Origin of the sequence: Glycomyces dulcitolivorans, from assembly GCF_003265355.1 — a bacterium.
GTDB classification, from domain to species: domain Bacteria; phylum Actinomycetota; class Actinomycetes; order Mycobacteriales; family Micromonosporaceae; genus Glycomyces; species Glycomyces dulcitolivorans.
Window position 1 is genome coordinate 13715 of record NZ_QFRW01000324.1, and the last position, 16029, is coordinate 29743.

14 protein-coding genes and 2 pseudogenes are annotated in these 16029 nt (G+C 71.7%); 9 read left to right on the forward strand and 7 right to left on the reverse strand.

The window, feature by feature from the left end:
- Positions 1-8: 8 nt before the first annotated feature.
- The 4 genes and pseudogenes from DI269_RS24430 to DI269_RS24445 all read left to right on the forward strand — a co-directional run bounded on the left by DI269_RS24430 (position 9) and on the right by DI269_RS24445 (position 3629).
- The gene (locus tag DI269_RS24430) at positions 9-1592 is read left to right on the forward strand and encodes an acyl-CoA carboxylase subunit beta (RefSeq protein WP_112140922.1); all 1584 of its coding nucleotides are present in this window, start codon (positions 9-11) and stop codon (positions 1590-1592) included.
- 148 nt (positions 1593-1740) lie between these two features.
- Positions 1741-2736 (forward strand): NYN domain-containing protein, encoded by a 996-nt coding sequence (locus DI269_RS24435; RefSeq protein WP_091053793.1) that lies wholly within the window; start codon positions 1741-1743, stop codon positions 2734-2736.
- 4 nt (positions 2737-2740) lie between these two features.
- Entirely contained in the window at positions 2741-2950 is a 210-nt protein-coding gene (locus tag DI269_RS24440; RefSeq protein WP_112140868.1) for an acyl-CoA carboxylase subunit epsilon, read from the forward strand.
- Positions 2947-3629: pseudogene (locus tag DI269_RS24445) on the forward strand (Maf family protein). The gene DI269_RS24440 and the pseudogene DI269_RS24445 overlap by 4 nt, the downstream one beginning before the upstream one ends.
- Before the next feature lie 73 nt (positions 3630-3702).
- Here the strand turns inward: DI269_RS24445 and DI269_RS29215 are convergent.
- Positions 3703-4212: pseudogene (locus DI269_RS29215) on the reverse strand (GntR family transcriptional regulator); the annotation flags it as partial.
- Between the two features lie 105 nt (positions 4213-4317).
- On the opposite strand from DI269_RS29215, the gene DI269_RS24455 reads away from it, so the two are divergent.
- Positions 4318-5496, forward strand: coding sequence for an amidohydrolase (locus DI269_RS24455; protein WP_112140871.1), 1179 nt, complete (start codon positions 4318-4320; stop codon positions 5494-5496).
- Here the strand turns inward: DI269_RS24455 and DI269_RS24460 are convergent.
- Positions 5493-6035: a thioredoxin family protein gene (locus DI269_RS24460; RefSeq protein ID WP_112140873.1), complete on the reverse strand. Its 543-nt coding sequence runs from the start codon at positions 6033-6035 to the stop codon at positions 5493-5495. The genes DI269_RS24455 and DI269_RS24460 overlap by 4 nt on opposite strands.
- A gap of 417 nt (positions 6036-6452) precedes the next feature.
- Positions 6453-7106, reverse strand: coding sequence for a MerR family transcriptional regulator (locus DI269_RS24465; RefSeq protein ID WP_112140875.1), 654 nt, complete (start codon positions 7104-7106; stop codon positions 6453-6455).
- 91 nt (positions 7107-7197) lie between these two features.
- On the opposite strand from DI269_RS24465, the gene DI269_RS24470 reads away from it, so the two are divergent.
- The 3 genes from DI269_RS24470 to DI269_RS24480 all read left to right on the forward strand — a co-directional run bounded on the left by DI269_RS24470 (position 7198) and on the right by DI269_RS24480 (position 10544).
- On the forward strand, positions 7198-7890 hold the full coding sequence (locus DI269_RS24470) for a DUF2306 domain-containing protein (protein ID WP_112140877.1): 693 nt from the start codon (positions 7198-7200) through the stop codon (positions 7888-7890).
- Between the two features lie 15 nt (positions 7891-7905).
- On the forward strand, positions 7906-8334 hold the full coding sequence (locus DI269_RS24475; protein WP_112140879.1) for a GNAT family N-acetyltransferase: 429 nt from the start codon (positions 7906-7908) through the stop codon (positions 8332-8334).
- A 71-nt stretch (positions 8335-8405) separates the two neighbouring features.
- Entirely contained in the window at positions 8406-10544 is a 2139-nt protein-coding gene (locus DI269_RS24480; RefSeq protein WP_198667723.1) for a HelD family protein, read from the forward strand.
- Position 10545: 1 nt separating this feature from the next.
- Here DI269_RS24480 and DI269_RS24485 read toward each other — a convergent pair whose 3' ends face one another.
- Together DI269_RS24485 and DI269_RS24490 are read right to left on the reverse strand one after the other, a co-directional pair.
- Positions 10546-11250, reverse strand: a complete 705-nt coding sequence (locus DI269_RS24485; protein ID WP_112140881.1) for a lysoplasmalogenase family protein — start codon at positions 11248-11250, stop codon at positions 10546-10548.
- Between the two features lie 29 nt (positions 11251-11279).
- Complete coding sequence (locus DI269_RS24490; RefSeq protein ID WP_112140883.1) at positions 11280-11648, reverse strand: hypothetical protein; 369 nt, start codon at positions 11646-11648, stop codon at positions 11280-11282.
- A 77-nt stretch (positions 11649-11725) separates the two neighbouring features.
- Here DI269_RS24490 and DI269_RS24495 point away from each other — a divergent pair, with 77 nt between their 5' ends.
- A complete protein-coding gene (locus DI269_RS24495; RefSeq protein WP_112140884.1) occupies positions 11726-13717 on the forward strand; it encodes a tetratricopeptide repeat protein in 1992 nt (663 codons plus the stop codon).
- Here DI269_RS24495 and DI269_RS24500 read toward each other — a convergent pair.
- Together DI269_RS24500 and DI269_RS24505 are read right to left on the reverse strand one after the other, a co-directional pair.
- Positions 13691-15268, reverse strand: coding sequence for a hypothetical protein (locus DI269_RS24500; protein ID WP_112140886.1), 1578 nt, complete (start codon positions 15266-15268; stop codon positions 13691-13693). The two genes, DI269_RS24495 and DI269_RS24500, sit on opposite strands and share 27 nt — an antisense overlap.
- Positions 15269-15419: 151 nt before the next feature.
- Positions 15420-16013 carry a histidine phosphatase family protein gene (locus DI269_RS24505; protein ID WP_112140888.1) on the reverse strand — a complete coding sequence of 198 codons (594 nt, stop codon included), beginning with the start codon at positions 16011-16013 and terminating at the stop codon, positions 15420-15422.
- Positions 16014-16029: the final 16 nt, after the last annotated feature.

Below are 16029 nucleotides of genomic sequence, written 5' to 3' on the forward strand. Positions count from 1 at the left end.
TCGATACGATCCGAAGCGTGACCGACATCGACTTCCACACGACCGCCGGGCGGCTCGCCGACCTGGCCGAGCGCCTCTCCGAATCGGCCACCGGGAACCCCCGGGCGATCGAGAAGCAGCACGAGAAGGGCAAGCGCACCGCGCGCGAGCGCCTGGAGGAACTGCTCGACGAAGGGTCGTTCGTCGAACTCGACAGTCTCCGGCGCCACCACTCGACCAGCTTCGGCATGGAGGCCAACCGGCCCTACGGCGACGGCGTCGTCACCGGCTACGGCACGATCGAGGGCCGCGAGGTGTGCGTGTTCGCGCAGGACTTCACCGTCCTCGGCGGGTCCCTCGGGCAGGTCTCGGGCGAGAAGATCACGAAGATCCAGGAGCTGGCGCTGCGCACCGGCCGCCCGATCATCGGGATCTCCGACTCCGGCGGGGCCCGCATCCAGGAGGGCGTCGCCTCCCTCGGCGGGTACGCCGAGATCTTCTTCCGCAACGTCCGGGCCTCGGGCGTGATCCCGCAGATCTCGCTCATCATGGGCCCGTGCGCGGGCGGCGCGGTGTACTCGCCCGCGATCACCGACTTCACGGTCATGGTCGACCAGACCAGCCACATGTTCATCACCGGGCCCGACGTGGTCCGCGCGGTGACCGGCGAGGACGTCGGCATGGAGGAGCTCGGCGGGGCCCGCACCCACAACGCGGTGGCCGGCAACGCCCACTACCTCGCCTCGGACGAGTCCGACGCGCTCGAATACGTCAAGCACCTGCTGTCGTACCTGCCGTCGAACAACCTCGACGAGCCCCCGGCCTACGAGTCCAAGGACTTCGAGCTCGACCTGACCGCCGACGACCTCGCGCTGGACACGGTCATCCCCAACTCCGCGAACCAGCCGTACGACATGCACAAGGTCGTGGAGTCGGTGCTCGACGACGGCGAGTTCCTGGAGACCCAGTCGCTGTTCGCGAAGAACATCCTCACCGGGTTCGGGCGCCTCGACGGCAAGCCGGTCGGCGTCGTCGCCAACCAGCCGATGCACTTCGCCGGCTGCCTCGACATCGACGCCTCGGAGAAGGCCGCGCGGTTCATCCGCTTCTGCGACGCCTTCAACATCCCGATCATCTCCTTCGTCGACGTCCCGGGCTTCCTGCCGGGCACCTCGCAGGAGCACGACGGGATCATCCGCCGCGGCGCGAAGCTCATCTACGCGTACGCCGAGGCCACCGTCCCCAAGCTCACCGTCGTCTGCCGCAAGGACTACGGCGGCGCGTACTGCGTCATGGGCTCCAAGGGCGTCGGCGCCGACCTGTGCCTGGCCTGGCCGACCGCCGAGATCGCCGTCATGGGCTCCCAGGGCGCGGTCAACATCCTCTACCGCCGCGAGCTCGCCAAGGCCGACGACGAGCAGGCCACGCGCGCCGAGCTCATGTCCGAGTACGAGGAGAAGCTGAACAACCCGTACGTCGCCGCCGAGCTGGGCCTCATCGACGCCGTCATCCAGCCGCGCGAGACCCGCGCGCAGCTCGTGCGCGGCCTGCGCATGAACGCGTCCAAGCGCGACGAGCTGCCCGCCAAGAAGCACGGCAACATCCCCCTGTAGACGGGAAGCGGGGCGGCGCGGCGGGGCCGCGCCGCCTCCGCTCCCATCCCAAGAGTCCGATCCGGGTACCGTCTTATACAGCTGGGGGAAGCGGGACGAAATGTCCCACCGGATATTGGGAGTGTGGGCGATGACACCAATCGGAGGAATGCTTCCCGGACTGCCGTCCCGGCGGTACGCGATCCTCATCGACGTCGGCTACCTCTACGCGGCCGCGGCGGAACTCCTCCTCGACGCCACCTCAAGGCGCGACTACCGGGTCGACGCCGAGAAGCTCATCAAGTCCCTCATCGAACGCGCCGCGATCCGCCTCTCCGACGGCGAGCTGCTGCGCCTCTACTGGTTCGACGCCGCCCGCGACCGCGTCCCCACCGTCGACCAGCGCGTCATCGCGAACATGGACTACGTCAAGGTCCGCCTCGGCAACCTCAACTCCCGCGGGCAGCAGAAGGGCGTCGACGCGCAGATCCGCTCCGACCTGGAGCTCCTGGCCCGGCACCGGGCCATACACGAAGCGATTCTTCTTGCCGGCGACGAGGACATGGTCCCCGCCGTCGAGGTCGCCCAGGCCTACGGCGTCCGCGTGCACCTCTGGGGCGTCGAGCCCCCGTACGGCACCAACCAGGCCGAACGCCTCGTCTGGGAGTCCGACACCGTCGAGACCATCGAGTCCGAAGAGCTCAAGGCCTACTTCACGAAAAGCGGGACCGCCGCCGCGGCCACCCACGGCATGGTCGGCGCCCCCATGGCGCAGCCCGAGCCGCGCGTGCCCAACCCCGCCGTCGTCTTCGGGACCCGCCAGTCCGTGGCCGTCACCATGACCGCCGCCGACGCGCTCGCGCAGGCCGAGTCCGCCCGGCCCAAGTTCGTGCGCACGACGCAGACCGGCGAGAAGCTCGACCCCGAGACCGTCCGCTCCATCGGCGAGTACGTCGGCCACAAATGGCTCCTGACCAGGGGCGCCGACAACATAGCGGATCTCCTGCCGGGCCCGCAGCTGCCCACCGTCATCGACAAGGAGCTGCTAGTAGAAGCCGAGAAGGAACTCGGATACTCTCTACGCGACCACCCCGAAGCGCGGATCTGGGTCCGCGACGGGTTCTGGGAGCGGGTGCACCGCGAGTTCGATTTCGACGAGGAGTAGCGCGATGGGTCTGGAACTCAGGGTCGTCCGAGGCAACCCGACCGACGAGGAGCTGGCCGCGCTGGTCGGCCTCATCACGGCCCTGCCGCGGCCGGTCGAGGAGTCCGAGGCGCCGCGGCGCCGCGCCGCCTGGACCAGCCCCGGCCTGAAGCTGCGCATCCGCCGCTCCTGGCGCGACACCGCCGTCCCCGCCCGCCGCGGGATGGACCGTTGAGCAGGCCTTTCGTTCTCGCCTCGCAGTCCCCGGCCCGCCGCGAACTGCTCAAGGCCGCCGGCATCGAGCCGCTCGTCATCGTCTCCGGCGTCGACGAGAGCCAGGTCATGGGCCACGACCCGGCCGAGCTCGCCAGCGCTCTCGCCGAACTCAAGGCGCAGGCCGTCCTCGACCAGGTCAGCCACGGGTCCCTGGTCCTCGGCTGCGACTCCGTGCTCCACTTCGGACACGAGATCCTCGGCAAGCCCGAAGGCCCCGAGGAGGCCACCTCGCGCTGGAAGCGCATGCGCGGCAACTCCGGGACCCTCTACACCGGGCACTGCCTCATCGACACCGAGGCCGACCGCCAGATCGTGCGCGCCTCCGCCACCGAGGTCCACTTCGCCGAGGTCTCCGACGAGGAGATCGCCGCGTACGTCGCCACGGGCGAGCCGCTCCACGTCGCCGGGTCCTTCACCCTCGACGGCTACGGCTCGGCCTTCATCGACCGCATCGAAGGCGACCCCGGTACCGTGATCGGCCTGTCGATGCCCTTGCTGCGCAACATGCTCGGCGAACTGGAGATCGCCCTCCACCAGCTCTGGAGGTAACTCCGCGGCCACCCGCCGCCGGCGGGTCTTCGTCGCCTCGTGCACGTCCACGGCCTCCAGCTGCCAGCGCCGGGCCGCCTCCAGCGTGAACGCCCGGCCGTCCTCGACGTGCGCCAAGGCGACCGCCGCGGCCCGATCCGGGTCGGGCTCCAGGAGGGCGGCGAGGAGTTCGACGTGCTCTTCGCGCTGGCGGACGGGGTCGCGTTCGACGGTGAGGTGGAAGACCCACCGCATCCGCGCTTCGAGCGGCTCCATTATCTGCGCGAGGAGCGGGTTCTTCGCTGCGGCGACGAGTTCGCGGTGGAAGGCGGCGTTCGCCTCGGTGCGCGATTCGGGGTCGGCGCGGGGGAGGACGCACTCCTTTAGCAGGAGCAGGTCCGCGGGTCCGGCGTTGGCGGCGGCGAGGCGCGCGGCGACCGGTTCGAGGCCGGCGCGCACGTCGAAGAGGTCGGCGATGTCCTTCGGGGTGGGGACGGTGACGATGCTGCCCTGTCCGGGGACGGCGGTGACGAGGCCGTCGGCGGCGAGGCGCTGGAGGGCCTCGCGCAGGGGGATGCGGGAGACCTCGAACTCGGCGGCGAGGTCGCGCTCGATGAGCCGCGCGCCCGGGCGCAGCCCGACGGTGACGATGCGCTCGCGAAGCGCCCGGTATACCTGGTCGGCTCTGCTCATGTCGCTCCCTCTGCGGCCCCCGGTGGACGGAAACCCGTCTAAGGTATACCGTCGATATTAATGGTATACCGCTAATGGCGGACCTGACGGGGAAAGGATCGAGACATGACCGACCTGCTGCTGCGCGACGTCCGGCTCTGGGGCCGCGAGGGACGCGCCGACCTGCTCGTCCAGGACGGCCGCATCGCCGCCATCGGCGACTCCCTCCGCGAGGACGGCGCGCACGTCGAGGACCTCGGCGGCGCCGTCGTCATCCCCGGCCTGGTCGACTCCCACGCCCACGTCGACAAGACCCTCTGGGGCGGCCCCTGGGTCCCGCGCACCGCCGGGCCCGGCCTCGCCGCCGCCATCGCCTACGGGCGCGACCGCCGCGCCGAGTTCGGCGTCCCCAACCCCGACTACATCACCGCGCTCCTGACCAACATGGTCGTCTCCGGCACCACCCACGCCCGCTCGCACGTCGACGTGGACCCCGGCATCGGCATCGGCGCGGTCGACGCCGTCCTCGAAGCGGTCGAGCGCCTCGCGGGCCGCATCGACGTCGAGCTGGTCGCCTTCCCGCAGACCGGCATCCTCGTCAGCCCCGGCACCTCCGAGCTCCTGGAGGAGGCCCTCAAGGCCGGCGTGAAGTCCATCGGCGGCATCGACCCCGCCGGGTTCGACCTCGACGCCGAGACCCACCTCGACCTCGTCTTCGCGCTCGCCGCCCAGTACGGCGCCGAGATCGACATCCACCTCCACGACGGCGGCGACCTCGGCGTCCGCGAGTTCGACCTGATCATCGAGCGCACCCGCGCCCTCGGCTACGCCGGCAAGGTCGTCATCAGCCACGCCTTCGCGCTCTGCGACGCCGACGACGCCACCCGCGAGCGCCTCATCGCCGACCTCGCCGAACTCAAGATCGGCCTGACCTCGGTGGCGCCCAAGAAGATCCTGCCGCTGCGCGAACTCGACGCCGCCGGGGTGACCATGGGCATCGGCAACGACGGCGTGCGGGACCTGTGGAGCCCCTACGGCACCGGCGACATGCTCCAACGCACCCAGTGGTTCGCCCGCAACGCCGGCTTCAGCCGCGACGCCGACATCGAGCTGGCCCTCGAAGCCGCGACCTTCGGCGGGGCGCGCCTGCTCAAGATCGACGGCTACGGCCTCGCCGTGGGCGACACCGCCGACCTCGTGGCCGTCAAGGGCCGCAACCCTTCAGAGGCCGTCCTCGAACACCACCCGCGCAAGCTGGTGGTGAAGGGCGGCCGGATCGTCGCCCGCGACGGGGAACTTGTCTAAGCCCGCCATTTGATGCCGCACCCGGTCGACGGGTAGTGCGGCAGCGGCACCGGCTCGCCCTTGCGGACCTGCTCGATCGCCGAGGCCAGGTACTCCCCGGTGACGGGCACGCCGTTGCCGGGGGTCGAGCCGTCGAACGCGCCCCGGTACGCGAGCTTGCGGTCCGGGCCGTACAGGAAGAAGTCCGGGGTGCAGGCCGCGTTGTAGGCCCGCGCGACCGCCTGCGACTCGTCGACCAGGTACGGGAAGGTCCACTGCGCCCGGGCCGCCTGCTCGGCGAGGCCCGCGGGGGCGTCGTCGGGGTAGTTCTCGGCGTCGTTGGCGCACACCGCGACCACGTCGAGGTCGGCCTGGCCGGCGGAGAACGCGCCGAAGGCGTGCTCGATGTGGCGCACGTAGGGGCAGTGGTTGCACGTGAACGCGACCAGCAGCGCCGTCGCTTCGAAGTCGGACAGCGACCGGAGGGCGCCGTCGAGGTCCGGGAGGGAGAAGTCCGGCGCGGCCGTGCCGAGCGGGACCATGGACGAGTTGAGGGCCACGTGAATCGCACTCCAAGGGAATAGACGATGTCGACTCCATCGTATGGAGTCCTGAGCTTCACCTCAACCGCCGCAAAAAGGCGGCGGGGCTCCGGGCCAGGTGCTGCGCCTTTTGGATCACCTGGCCAGCCCCGCCAAAAGGCGGCGGGGCTCCGGGCCAGGTGATCGGAACCCCGCCGCTGGGCCGTCCGTCTACCCCACTTCGGCGGACGACCTCCTGGTGATGGCGGCAAAGTCTCTTGTCGAGCAGGCTTGGTCCTTGCCGCCGCGCCACCACTGGGCGTTGTAATCAGCGTAGAACCACCCAATCGACTTGCGAAGTCAAAAACCCGACAAGTGCAGACATTGCCATTCGCGCATGAAATCGAACGGAGGAGTGCCGGGATCAGGGAAAACAATATCCACTGTGGATGAGAACTACTCTTCTTCTTTCGGGTTCCGTTGCCCTCGTAGGTATACCCGCCCCGAGACCTCGGCTTGGGCGATGCGGCGCAGTGCTTCGAAGATCGCGTCCCCCAGGACCGTCCCGACGACCATCGCCTCAAGGATTTCGTCGCGCTCCTGCCGGGTCGACAGCAGCGCCAGGTCGAACTCGGCCACGATCTCGGCCGCCCGGGCGTACTCGCCGGTCATGTCGACCATGTCGGCCAGGCCGAGCTCCCGCAGCCGCCGGATGGCGTCGGCGAGGGTCCACATGTAGTCGTGGTCCGCCGGGAGCGCATGCCAGCCCCGGCGCCGCACGACGTCCTGCGCGAGTTCGAGGTCCTCCTCGGCGGGACGCTCGGCCGGCACCCGGTGCTGCGACAGGGCCCGGCTGGCGACGCCGAGCGTGGAGTCCAGGTCGCGGTCGGGCTCCTCGATCTCGGCCAGCACCTCGCGGACCTTCGCGATCGGGACCGACCCGACCTCGACCATCGCGCGCACCAGCCGCAGCCGCCGCACGTGGTCCTCGCCGTACTCGACCTGGTTGTGGCTGCGGCGCTCGCCGCCGGAGAGCAGGCCCTCGCGCACGTAGTACTTGATGGTGGCCGCCGGGACCCCGGTCCTCGCGCTCAGCTCTCCGATTCGCATGGCTCCTTCTTACCCGAAGCGCGGTTGACCCTCGCGCTTCTCAAGTGATAGCGTCACTATCGATAGTGAAACTCACACCTGGAGCACCCCCATGACCGCCACCCTCGACACCAGGCGCCCCGCGCGCCGGGGACGCGTGACCGTCCTCGTCGTCGCGATCCTCAGCGTCGCGATCGTCCTCTACGCCGTGCCCGCCTACCTGGTCCCCGACGTCGACTCCCGCGTCGGCATCCGCGAGGACGTGCCCTTCCACCTGCCGTTCCTCGTCGTCCACGCCGCGACCGCCGGGATCGCGCTCCTGGTGGGGCCCTTCCAGTTCTTCGCCTCGATCCGCAGGAACCACCCGAAGGTCCACCGCGTCATCGGCTGCGTCTACCTCCTCGCCGGGGTCCTTCCCGGCAGCATCAGCGGGATCGTGGTCGCCGTGCTCACCACGGCCGGGCCGATCCCGCTGGTGACGTTCGTGCTGCTCGACGTGTTCTGGTTCTACTCGGCCCTGCGCGCCTACCGCGCGGTCCGCGCCCGCGACTTCGCCTCGCACCAGCGGTGGATGCTGCGGAACTTCGCCGCGACCTTCGCGGCCGTGAACCTGCGCGTCTACCTGGGCCTGTTCATCGCCGTCCAGCTGCCGCTGCTCGACGGCTACTACGGCGGCGACTTCGAGCCCCTGTTCGACCTCGCCTACACTGCGGCGGTCGTCTCCTCGATCGTCCTCAACCTCGCGTTCATGGAAATCTATTTGCGGCGCAAGGCGACCCGGGGCACGCTCGAACCGACGACCTGAACGCACGGAGGCAGCATGGGCAGCGAAGCGTACGAGATCTCGACCGATCCCGACCGGCTCGACCGCGAGTGGATCCACCGGGTCATCTCGACCGACACGTACTGGGCCGAGGGCCGCAGCCGCGAGGACATGGACCGCGCGATCGAGCACTCGCTCCCGTACGGCGTCTACGACGAGTCGGGGAAGCAGGTCGTGTTCGCGCGCCTGGTCACCGACCGGACGTACTTCGCGTGGCTCAGCGACGTCTTCGTCGACCGCTCCGCGCGCGGGCGCGGCCTGAGCAAGCTCCTCATGGAGCGGATCGTCGCCGACGCCGAGGAGATGGGCCTCAAGCGCGTCGTCCTCGCCACCGACGACGCCCAGGGCCTGTACCGGCAGTTCGGCTTCGACGACATCGGCGACCAGTACTCCTGGATGTACCGGGTGTGGGACACCCGTCCCTAGTCCACGATCGGCGGACGGGTGTCGCGCGGGCGCGCTAGGCTGGTGCGTCCCGAATTCGAGCGAGGAGCGCCGTGTCCCAGGAACCAGGCCCCGCCGACGCCCGCCAGGAGGACGTCGACACGTCCCACGCAGTGCCCGATCCCGATCCCGCCAACACCCCCGAGCAGGAGATCGCGATCGAGCAGACCTTCGTCGACCGCGTCTACGACCGGGTCGACATCCTCCGGGCCGACGCCGTGGGCGACCGCGACGCCGGCTACCGGCACCTGGCCGCCACCGTGCCCGGCGCCCAGTTCGAGCGCGACGTGTTCGTCTACCGCGCCGCCCGCCGCATCGCCGACCTCGACTCCCAGCACGAGGGCCTGGTCTTCGGGCGACTCGACTTCGACGACGGCCGGGTCCGCCACATCGGACGCCTCGGCGTGCGCGACGAGGAGTACCGCACGCTCCTGGTCGACTGGCGCGCCCCCGCCGCCGCCCCGTTCTACCGCGCGACCGCCGTCGACCGCCAGGAGGTGGCGCGGCGGCGCGTGATCCGCTCGTTCGGCCGCAGCGTCGAGGAGATCAGCGACGACCTGCTCAACGAGGACGCCGCCGAGCGCCTCCCCGTGGTCGGCGACGGCGCGCTCATGGCCGCCTTGGGCCGCAAGCGGACCGGGCGCATGCGCGACATCGTCGCCACGATCCAGGCCGAGCAGGACGCCGCGATCCGCGCGCCCGGGCGCGGCGCCACGATCATCACCGGCGGCCCCGGCACCGGCAAGACCGTCGTGGCCCTGCACCGCGCCGCGTACCTGCTGTACCAGGACCGCAGCCGCTACGAGGCCGCCGGCATCCTCGTCGTCGGCCCCTCGGCCGTGTTCATGAAGTACATCGGCCGCGTCCTCCCCAGCCTCGGCGAGGAGACCGCGGCCCTGTACTCCCTCGGCGAGCTGTACGCCGGGGTCGAGGCCACCCGCCAGGACCGGCCCGCGGTCGCGGCCGTCAAGGGCGGCACCGTGATGCTCCCGATCCTGCGGCGCCTGGTCCGCCAGACCCCGCCCGAGGCCCCGAGCGAGCTGCGGATCGTCTACCGCGGCGACGTGTTCAAACTCGACGCCGCCGACCTCGCGGCCGCGCGCGCCCGCGTGTTCGAGAAGGAGCCGCGCCCGAACCTCGCCAAGACCGAGGCCGGCCGGGCCCTCCTGGTCGCCCTGTGGCGCAAGGTGAAACCCGTCGTCGCGGACGCCGAGCCCGCGAAGTACTCGCGCGACGTGGGCTCGCGCGGCGAGTTCCTCCAATTCCTTGACCACTGGTGGCCCGACCTCGACCCCGCCGAGGTCCTCGGCTGGGCCGGCGACCCGCGCCGCCTCGCCTCCGCGTCCGAGGGCCACCTCAAGCGCGAGGCCGTCGACGCGGTCGCCGCGTCGCTGCGCGAGGCCGACTTCTCCATCCCGGACGTGGCGCTCCTCGACGAGCTGCGCATCCTCCTCGGCGTCAAGCGCCAGCCGCGCGGGCGCGACCGCATCCGCTCGTGGGACGGCATCCAGGAGGTCTCGACCGCCCAGGACCGCTTCTACGACCGGCCCGAGCGCCAGGCCCGCGACGCGTTCTACGAGGACTACGCGCACGTCATCGTCGACGAGGCCCAGGACCTCTCGCCGATGCAGTGGCGCATGCTCTCGCGCCGCGGCCGCGCCGCCGGGTGGACGATCGTCGGCGACGAGGCCCAGTCGAGCTGGCCGCGCCCCAAGGAGAGCGCCGACGCCCGCCGCCGCGCGGTCCCCAGCGGGCGCGTCCACGAGTTCCACCTGACGAAGAACTACCGGAACTCCAAAGAGGTCTTCGAGTACGCCGCCGAGTGGGCGAAGCCGCGCCTGCGCAGCATCGACCTGCCCGAGGCGGTCCGCGAGACCGGCGTCCCCGTCGAGGTCAAGTCCGTCGACCCCGAGGCGCTGCTGCCGGAGCTCGCGGGCGCCGTCGCCCAGGCCCTGGAGGCCGTCGAGGGCACCGTGGGCGTCATCGCGCCGTACGACCGGCACGCCGAGCTCGCGGCCGTCGTCCACGACGACCGCGTGACCCTGGTGGGCCCCTTGGAGTCCAAGGGCCTCGAATGGGACGCGGTCATCGCCGTCGACCTCGACTCGGTCGCCAAGGCCCACGGCCCGGGCGTCGCCTACGTGGTCCTCACCCGGGCCACCCAGCGCCTCAAGCGCATCGACCTGGGCTGACCTACCGCGCGGGGGAGCGCAGGTGCCTCCTGACCCCGACGGTCAGGAGCAGCTGCGCGACCCCGTACGTCGCCATGACGGCCAGCCCCGCGCCGGGCAGGTCGAACCCGGCGACGCCGAGGCCCAGGACCAGGTCCGAGACGACGAACAGCGCGCCGCCCCAACCGGCGAGATGCCCTGCGGCGCCGACGAGTCCGAGGCCCGCCGCGAGCGCGGCCATCGCCACCAGCAGCAGGCTGTAGACGGCCACGGGCGCCGCGAGCGGGCCCAGCCGCGTCCACAGCGCGGTGATGAGCCCCGCCCAGAACGCGAGGTAGCAGGTCGGGACCAGGTACCGCGGCCCGAACGCGCGCACCGCGCCGAGCTTCGCGAACGCGGCGATGTACAGGACCTGCATGATCCCGAACAGCCCCATGCCGATCAGGAACGCCGTCGTGCCCTCGACCAGGAGCGCGGCGTCGGCGGCGCACGCGACGAGCAGGCCCAGGCCGAACACGCGCGCCGGCGTCTGTCCCGGTGCGACCGAGACGATCAGGTAGCCCAGGAGCAGCAGCGTCAGCAGGAGCTTGGAGGCCCAGCGGACGCCGTCGAGATGCAGGGCGACGGCGGCGAGCTCGACGGCGAGGACGGCCGCGAACGCCCACAGCCAGGTCCGGGCCCGGACACGAATGATCTGGGAGCGGAGCAGCAGGAGGGGAGGGCTCATGGTCCGGGGACGTTACCAGACCCTCGCGCTCAGTTGAGGTTCTGGATGTTGATCGTCTCGCCCTGGACGACCTTGCCGGGGCCGTCGCCGTAGAAGTTGTTCTGGAACATGACCTGCTGCCCGGCCTGGTTCACCTGCGTCACCTGGATCTTGCGGCCCGCGAGCGCTTCGAGCTGCGCCAGGAACGCCGGGTCGGCCGCGGCGGCCTCCTCGATGGCGGCGGCCAGGTCCGCGACCGGCACGCGCCCGGTCTCGGCGCGCATGAGGACCGCTTCCTGCTTGTCGTCCTTGGCGAACCGGTCCTTGACGAACTTCCCGGCCGCGACGATGCCGCCCGCGGCCGCTTCGGCGAGCTTCCCCGCCGCGGCGGTGGCGATCGACAGGAGAATGGGGTCCACGTGGCCTCCTCAGGTGTGCAGCGTCCAGCCTATTCCTGTGCGACCATATCCGCAGCCGTCGCAGCCCGGGAGCGCAGATGACCGAGACCCCCTTCCCGCACAGCAACTACTGGGGCCGTGTGGGGAACGTCCTGAACGCCAACACCATGACCGTCACGCTCGACCCGCGCCCGCGGCCGAGCGAGGTCCCCGCCCCGACGCTCTGGTGGACCAACCATGAAGCCCTGCTCGACGGCATCGTCCAGCTCTTCCGCGACGGTGCCCGCGGCGCCGTCGTCGTCCACGCCGGCCGCTTCCACGGGCTCTCCGCGTTCGCGTCCGAACTCGCCGCCCGCATCGACGACGAGCTGACCGGCGGCCACCGCTACATCGACCTGCGCGGCCTCACCGACTGGGACGCGCTCGAACTGTTCTTGCAGCGCAACGGCTTCCCGGTCGGCCCCGGCGCCGATCTGCCGTCGCTGACGAGCGCGTACCGCACCGTCGTCGGGAACCGCCGCGCCCTCGTCGTGGTCGACGGCGTCGCCGACCTCGGCACGGCCAAGGTCTTCCGGCCCGCGAACGGCGTGTTCTACGTGGTGCTCAGCGAAGACCCCCTCCAGTCGTGGACCGAGGCGCGGCGTTTCAAGCTCCCGCCGCTCGAACGGGCCCACGCCGTCTCGATGCTCACCAAGATGGACCTCGGGCTCGACGCCGACACCGTCGGCGAGATCGCCGACTCGCTGCCGCGCCTGCCCGGCCTGCTGCGCGACGCGGCCGTCCTCGTCTCCCAAGGACTCCCGCTCGCCGAACTGGTCGACCTGGCCGGAGACGAGCAGCGGTTCTTCCTCGCCGCGTTCAATCTCCTGCCGCCGACCGCCCGGCGGTACTACCGGGTGCTCGCGGCACTCGGCGGCGGCGAACTCCAGCAGTGCATGCTCACCGGACTCGCCGGAACACTCGGCGCCGATCCCGAAGCGCCGCTGCGGCAGCTGGAGACCCACCGGCTCATCGAGGAGCTCCGGCCCGGCGTCTGGCGCCTCCGCCTCGCCCCGCAGCCGCTCGACACCCCCGACCGGGGCGCGGACGCGCTCCCCGCCGACCTCGCCGACGGCGTCCGATTCACCACCCGCTGGCTGATCCGCCGCGCCCAACTCGCCGACCGGGCCTCCATGGGCAGGCGCACGCGGGCCGTCCCCGACCTCCTCGACCTCGAAGGCGCCGAGGACGACTGCCCCGGCTTCGACGGCCAGACCGACGCCCGCGAATGGTTGACCGCCAACCGCCGGATGCTCGTGCGGCTCGTCCACTCCCCGAGCCGCCGCACCCCGCACGAAGCGGTCGCCCTCTGCGAAGCCCTGTGGGCCTTCTACTCCGGCGCCGCGCACTTCGATGAGGCCGCCGGATGCTACGAGACCGCCGTTGAAGCGGCCGAAGGCGACCCGTGGGCGCAGGTCCGCATGACCCAGCTCCTCGGCAAGTGCCTCGCGAACCTCCGCCGCTGGGAGGCCGCACTGGACGTCCTCCACCGGTCCCTCGACATGGCCGACCGCGACGGCGACCCCGTCCTGGTCGGCACCTCCCTCGAATTCATCGGCAGGACCCTCCACAAGGCCGGGCGCTCCGCCGAGTCGCTCGACTGGCTCGAACGGGCCGCCGCCAACGGCGTCATCGAAGCCGACGACCGCGCGATCGGCCTGCGCCGCTGGATGCTCGGCGACGCCCACCGGGCCCTCGGCGACCTTCCCCGGGCCGTCGCCGAATACCGCTCCGCGATCGAGCACCTCGACCGCGCCGAGGACATCCGGACCACGATCATCGTCATGATCGAACTCTCCTTCGCCGAACTCGCGACCGGGGACCCCGCCGCCGCGGCCCGCCTGGAGAGCGCCGTCGACTTCGCGAACGCCAAGCACCTCACCCGCTACGAAGCCGACGCCGCCCGCCGGTACGCCGAGCTCCTCGAAGCACCCGCGAAATCCTTCTGGCTCAAGCGGGCCGGCCGCCTCTACCGGGCCGAGGGCCACCCGGCCGCGGCCGAGATCGAGCAGGAGCTGAACGCGTCAGGGCAGACGTTCGACGAGGACTGAGACCCGCTCCCCGCCGAACCCGACCGCGAACTCCCCTGAACCGGACCCGCCGTACAGCAGCGACGGCGCCAGATCGAGCACCCGCGGATCACCGCTGACCAGGTGCCGGCGCCCTTCGCCGAACACCACGGCCCGCCCCGGCGCGACCCGCACGCTCACCAGCGCACACCCCGGATACGCCCCGAACAGCTCCGCAGCGATCCGATCCGCCTCGCCCTCAACGCGATCCGCGCCGTGCACGACGAACACCCGCGCCTGCCGCCGCAGCGCGTCCACCGGACACGAATCCCGCACCACCAGGTGACCGGCGCCGATCGGGGCCTCGAACACCGCGAAGCGCTCCACCCGCACCGCACCGCGGTCGAGCGCCGTGACCCGCGACGCCCAGGCCGACACGCCCGCGGAGTCCGGGACGACCACCGGCCGCGGCAGCAGCTCCAGCGCCGCGACGCCCTCCGGCTCCAACCTCAAGAGCCGGTACAGATGCGACCGGACCGACTCGGCGGCACCGCCCGACTCGTCCCACGCCGCTTCCAGCCATGCCTCTCGCAGACCTGCCGCACGCGCCCCCACCGGACGGTCCGCGGCCGCCCTGATCTGCGTCGCCGGATCGTCCCCGCGCCGCAGCCACCGGGCCGCCTTCCCGAACGCCTCCTGGGGCGTCCCCGGCGCCGTCTCGTCGAACCCGAACGCGCCCAGCAGGACCGGTATGCCGAGGTTCGCCGCGTACAGCGTCACCGACCCGTGGTCGCCGATCACGCAGTCCGCCGCGACCAGCAGCGCCCGCCAGCCCTCCTCCGGCGGCACCGCGATCAACCCGTTCCGCGTCAGCGGACGCAGCCAGGCCGCGAGGTTCCCGCCGTGATCGGCGTCGATGTTCGGATGCGGCACGTACGCCACCCGGAACTCATCGGCCGGAAGACTCGACAACAGCCGCCTCGGCAGGTCCCGGTCGGCGGCGGTGAGCGAATGCGGCCCCCAGGTGGAGGACACGACCACGAGCCGCTGATGCGGTGCGACGCCGAGCGCCTCGCGGTAGGCGCGGCGCATCGGCCGGCTGATGCGGAGCCGCTCCATGCACAGGTCGCCGGTGACGGCGGCACCCGCAAGCGCCTCGGGGCAGTCCTCGGTGAGGCGCTCCACCGCCGCGGACCCGGGCATCGCCATGAACGCGGGCAGTTCGCCCCCGGGGCCGACGAGATGCTCGCGTGCGGTTCCCGCCGCGCCCGAGAACCCGTCGCCGACGCGGTTGTACGTGGCGCCGTGGGGGAGCAGCGCCACCGGCGCCCCGGCCTCGTGGAGCTCGGGCCCGGCGCTGGCGGAGACGACGAGGTCGGGACGGGCGGCCGCGGCCCGCTTCCAGGGGACGAGCGGGATGCCGAGCGCGGTGGCCCGGCGCTCGGCGAGTTCGCGGCGGTCGGAGCCGTCGTTCAGGGCGTAGACGAGGCGGAGCCGGTGGTCGACGGCCAGCAGGGGTGCGAGGTCGAAGTGAAGGCGCGCAAGGGATTGCAGGGTCCGTCCGGCGAGGACGACGGTGCGGCTAACGCCCAATGCACCGGGGTCCGGGGTCCGGGGTCCGGGGTCCGGGGTCCGGGGTCCGGGGTCCGGGTTGTGCGGCATGTTATCTGATCAACCTTCGGATATCCGTCTGTCTGCGGCGTGGCGCGTCGACTACGTTAGCGCGCACCGGACTGAAGAGGCGTCACATGCCGGCCGCGGCCGCGGCGGTCAGGTTCCACAGGGTGATCGCGTGGCCGCCGTGCTCGTAGCCGAGGGCGCCGATCGAGGCGGTGTCGATGGTGAGGTCGCGGCCGTCGCGGGCGGGCCGGCCGAGCCAGCGGGCCGCGGCGACGCGAAGGCTGTGCCCGTGGGCGACGAACGCGACGTCGCCCTGCACCAGCAGCGGCTCGGCCTCGGCCAGGGCCCGGTCGAGGCGGGCCGCGATGTCCTCCGCGGACTCGCCGCCGGGGCCCTTCCCGCCGTCGGTCCACAGCGACCAGTCCGGGTCCTCCGCGTGGATCTCCTCGCTGGTGCGGCCCTCGTAGTCGCCGTACGCCCACTCGGCCAGGTCCGGGATGACGGCCGTGACGGCGAGCCCGGCGAGGTCGGCGGTGACGAGGGCGCGCTTGCGCGGACTCGACCAGACCGCCGCGAAGCGCCGCGCCGCGAGCAGCGGCGCGAGCGCCTTCGCCTGCGACACGCCGTTCTCGGTGAGGTCGAGGTCGGTGACCGAGGTGTGCTGGCCCGAAGCGGACCAGGTCGTCTCGCCGTGGCGGATGAGCACGATCTCTCCCATGCCCGCCAGCCTAGTT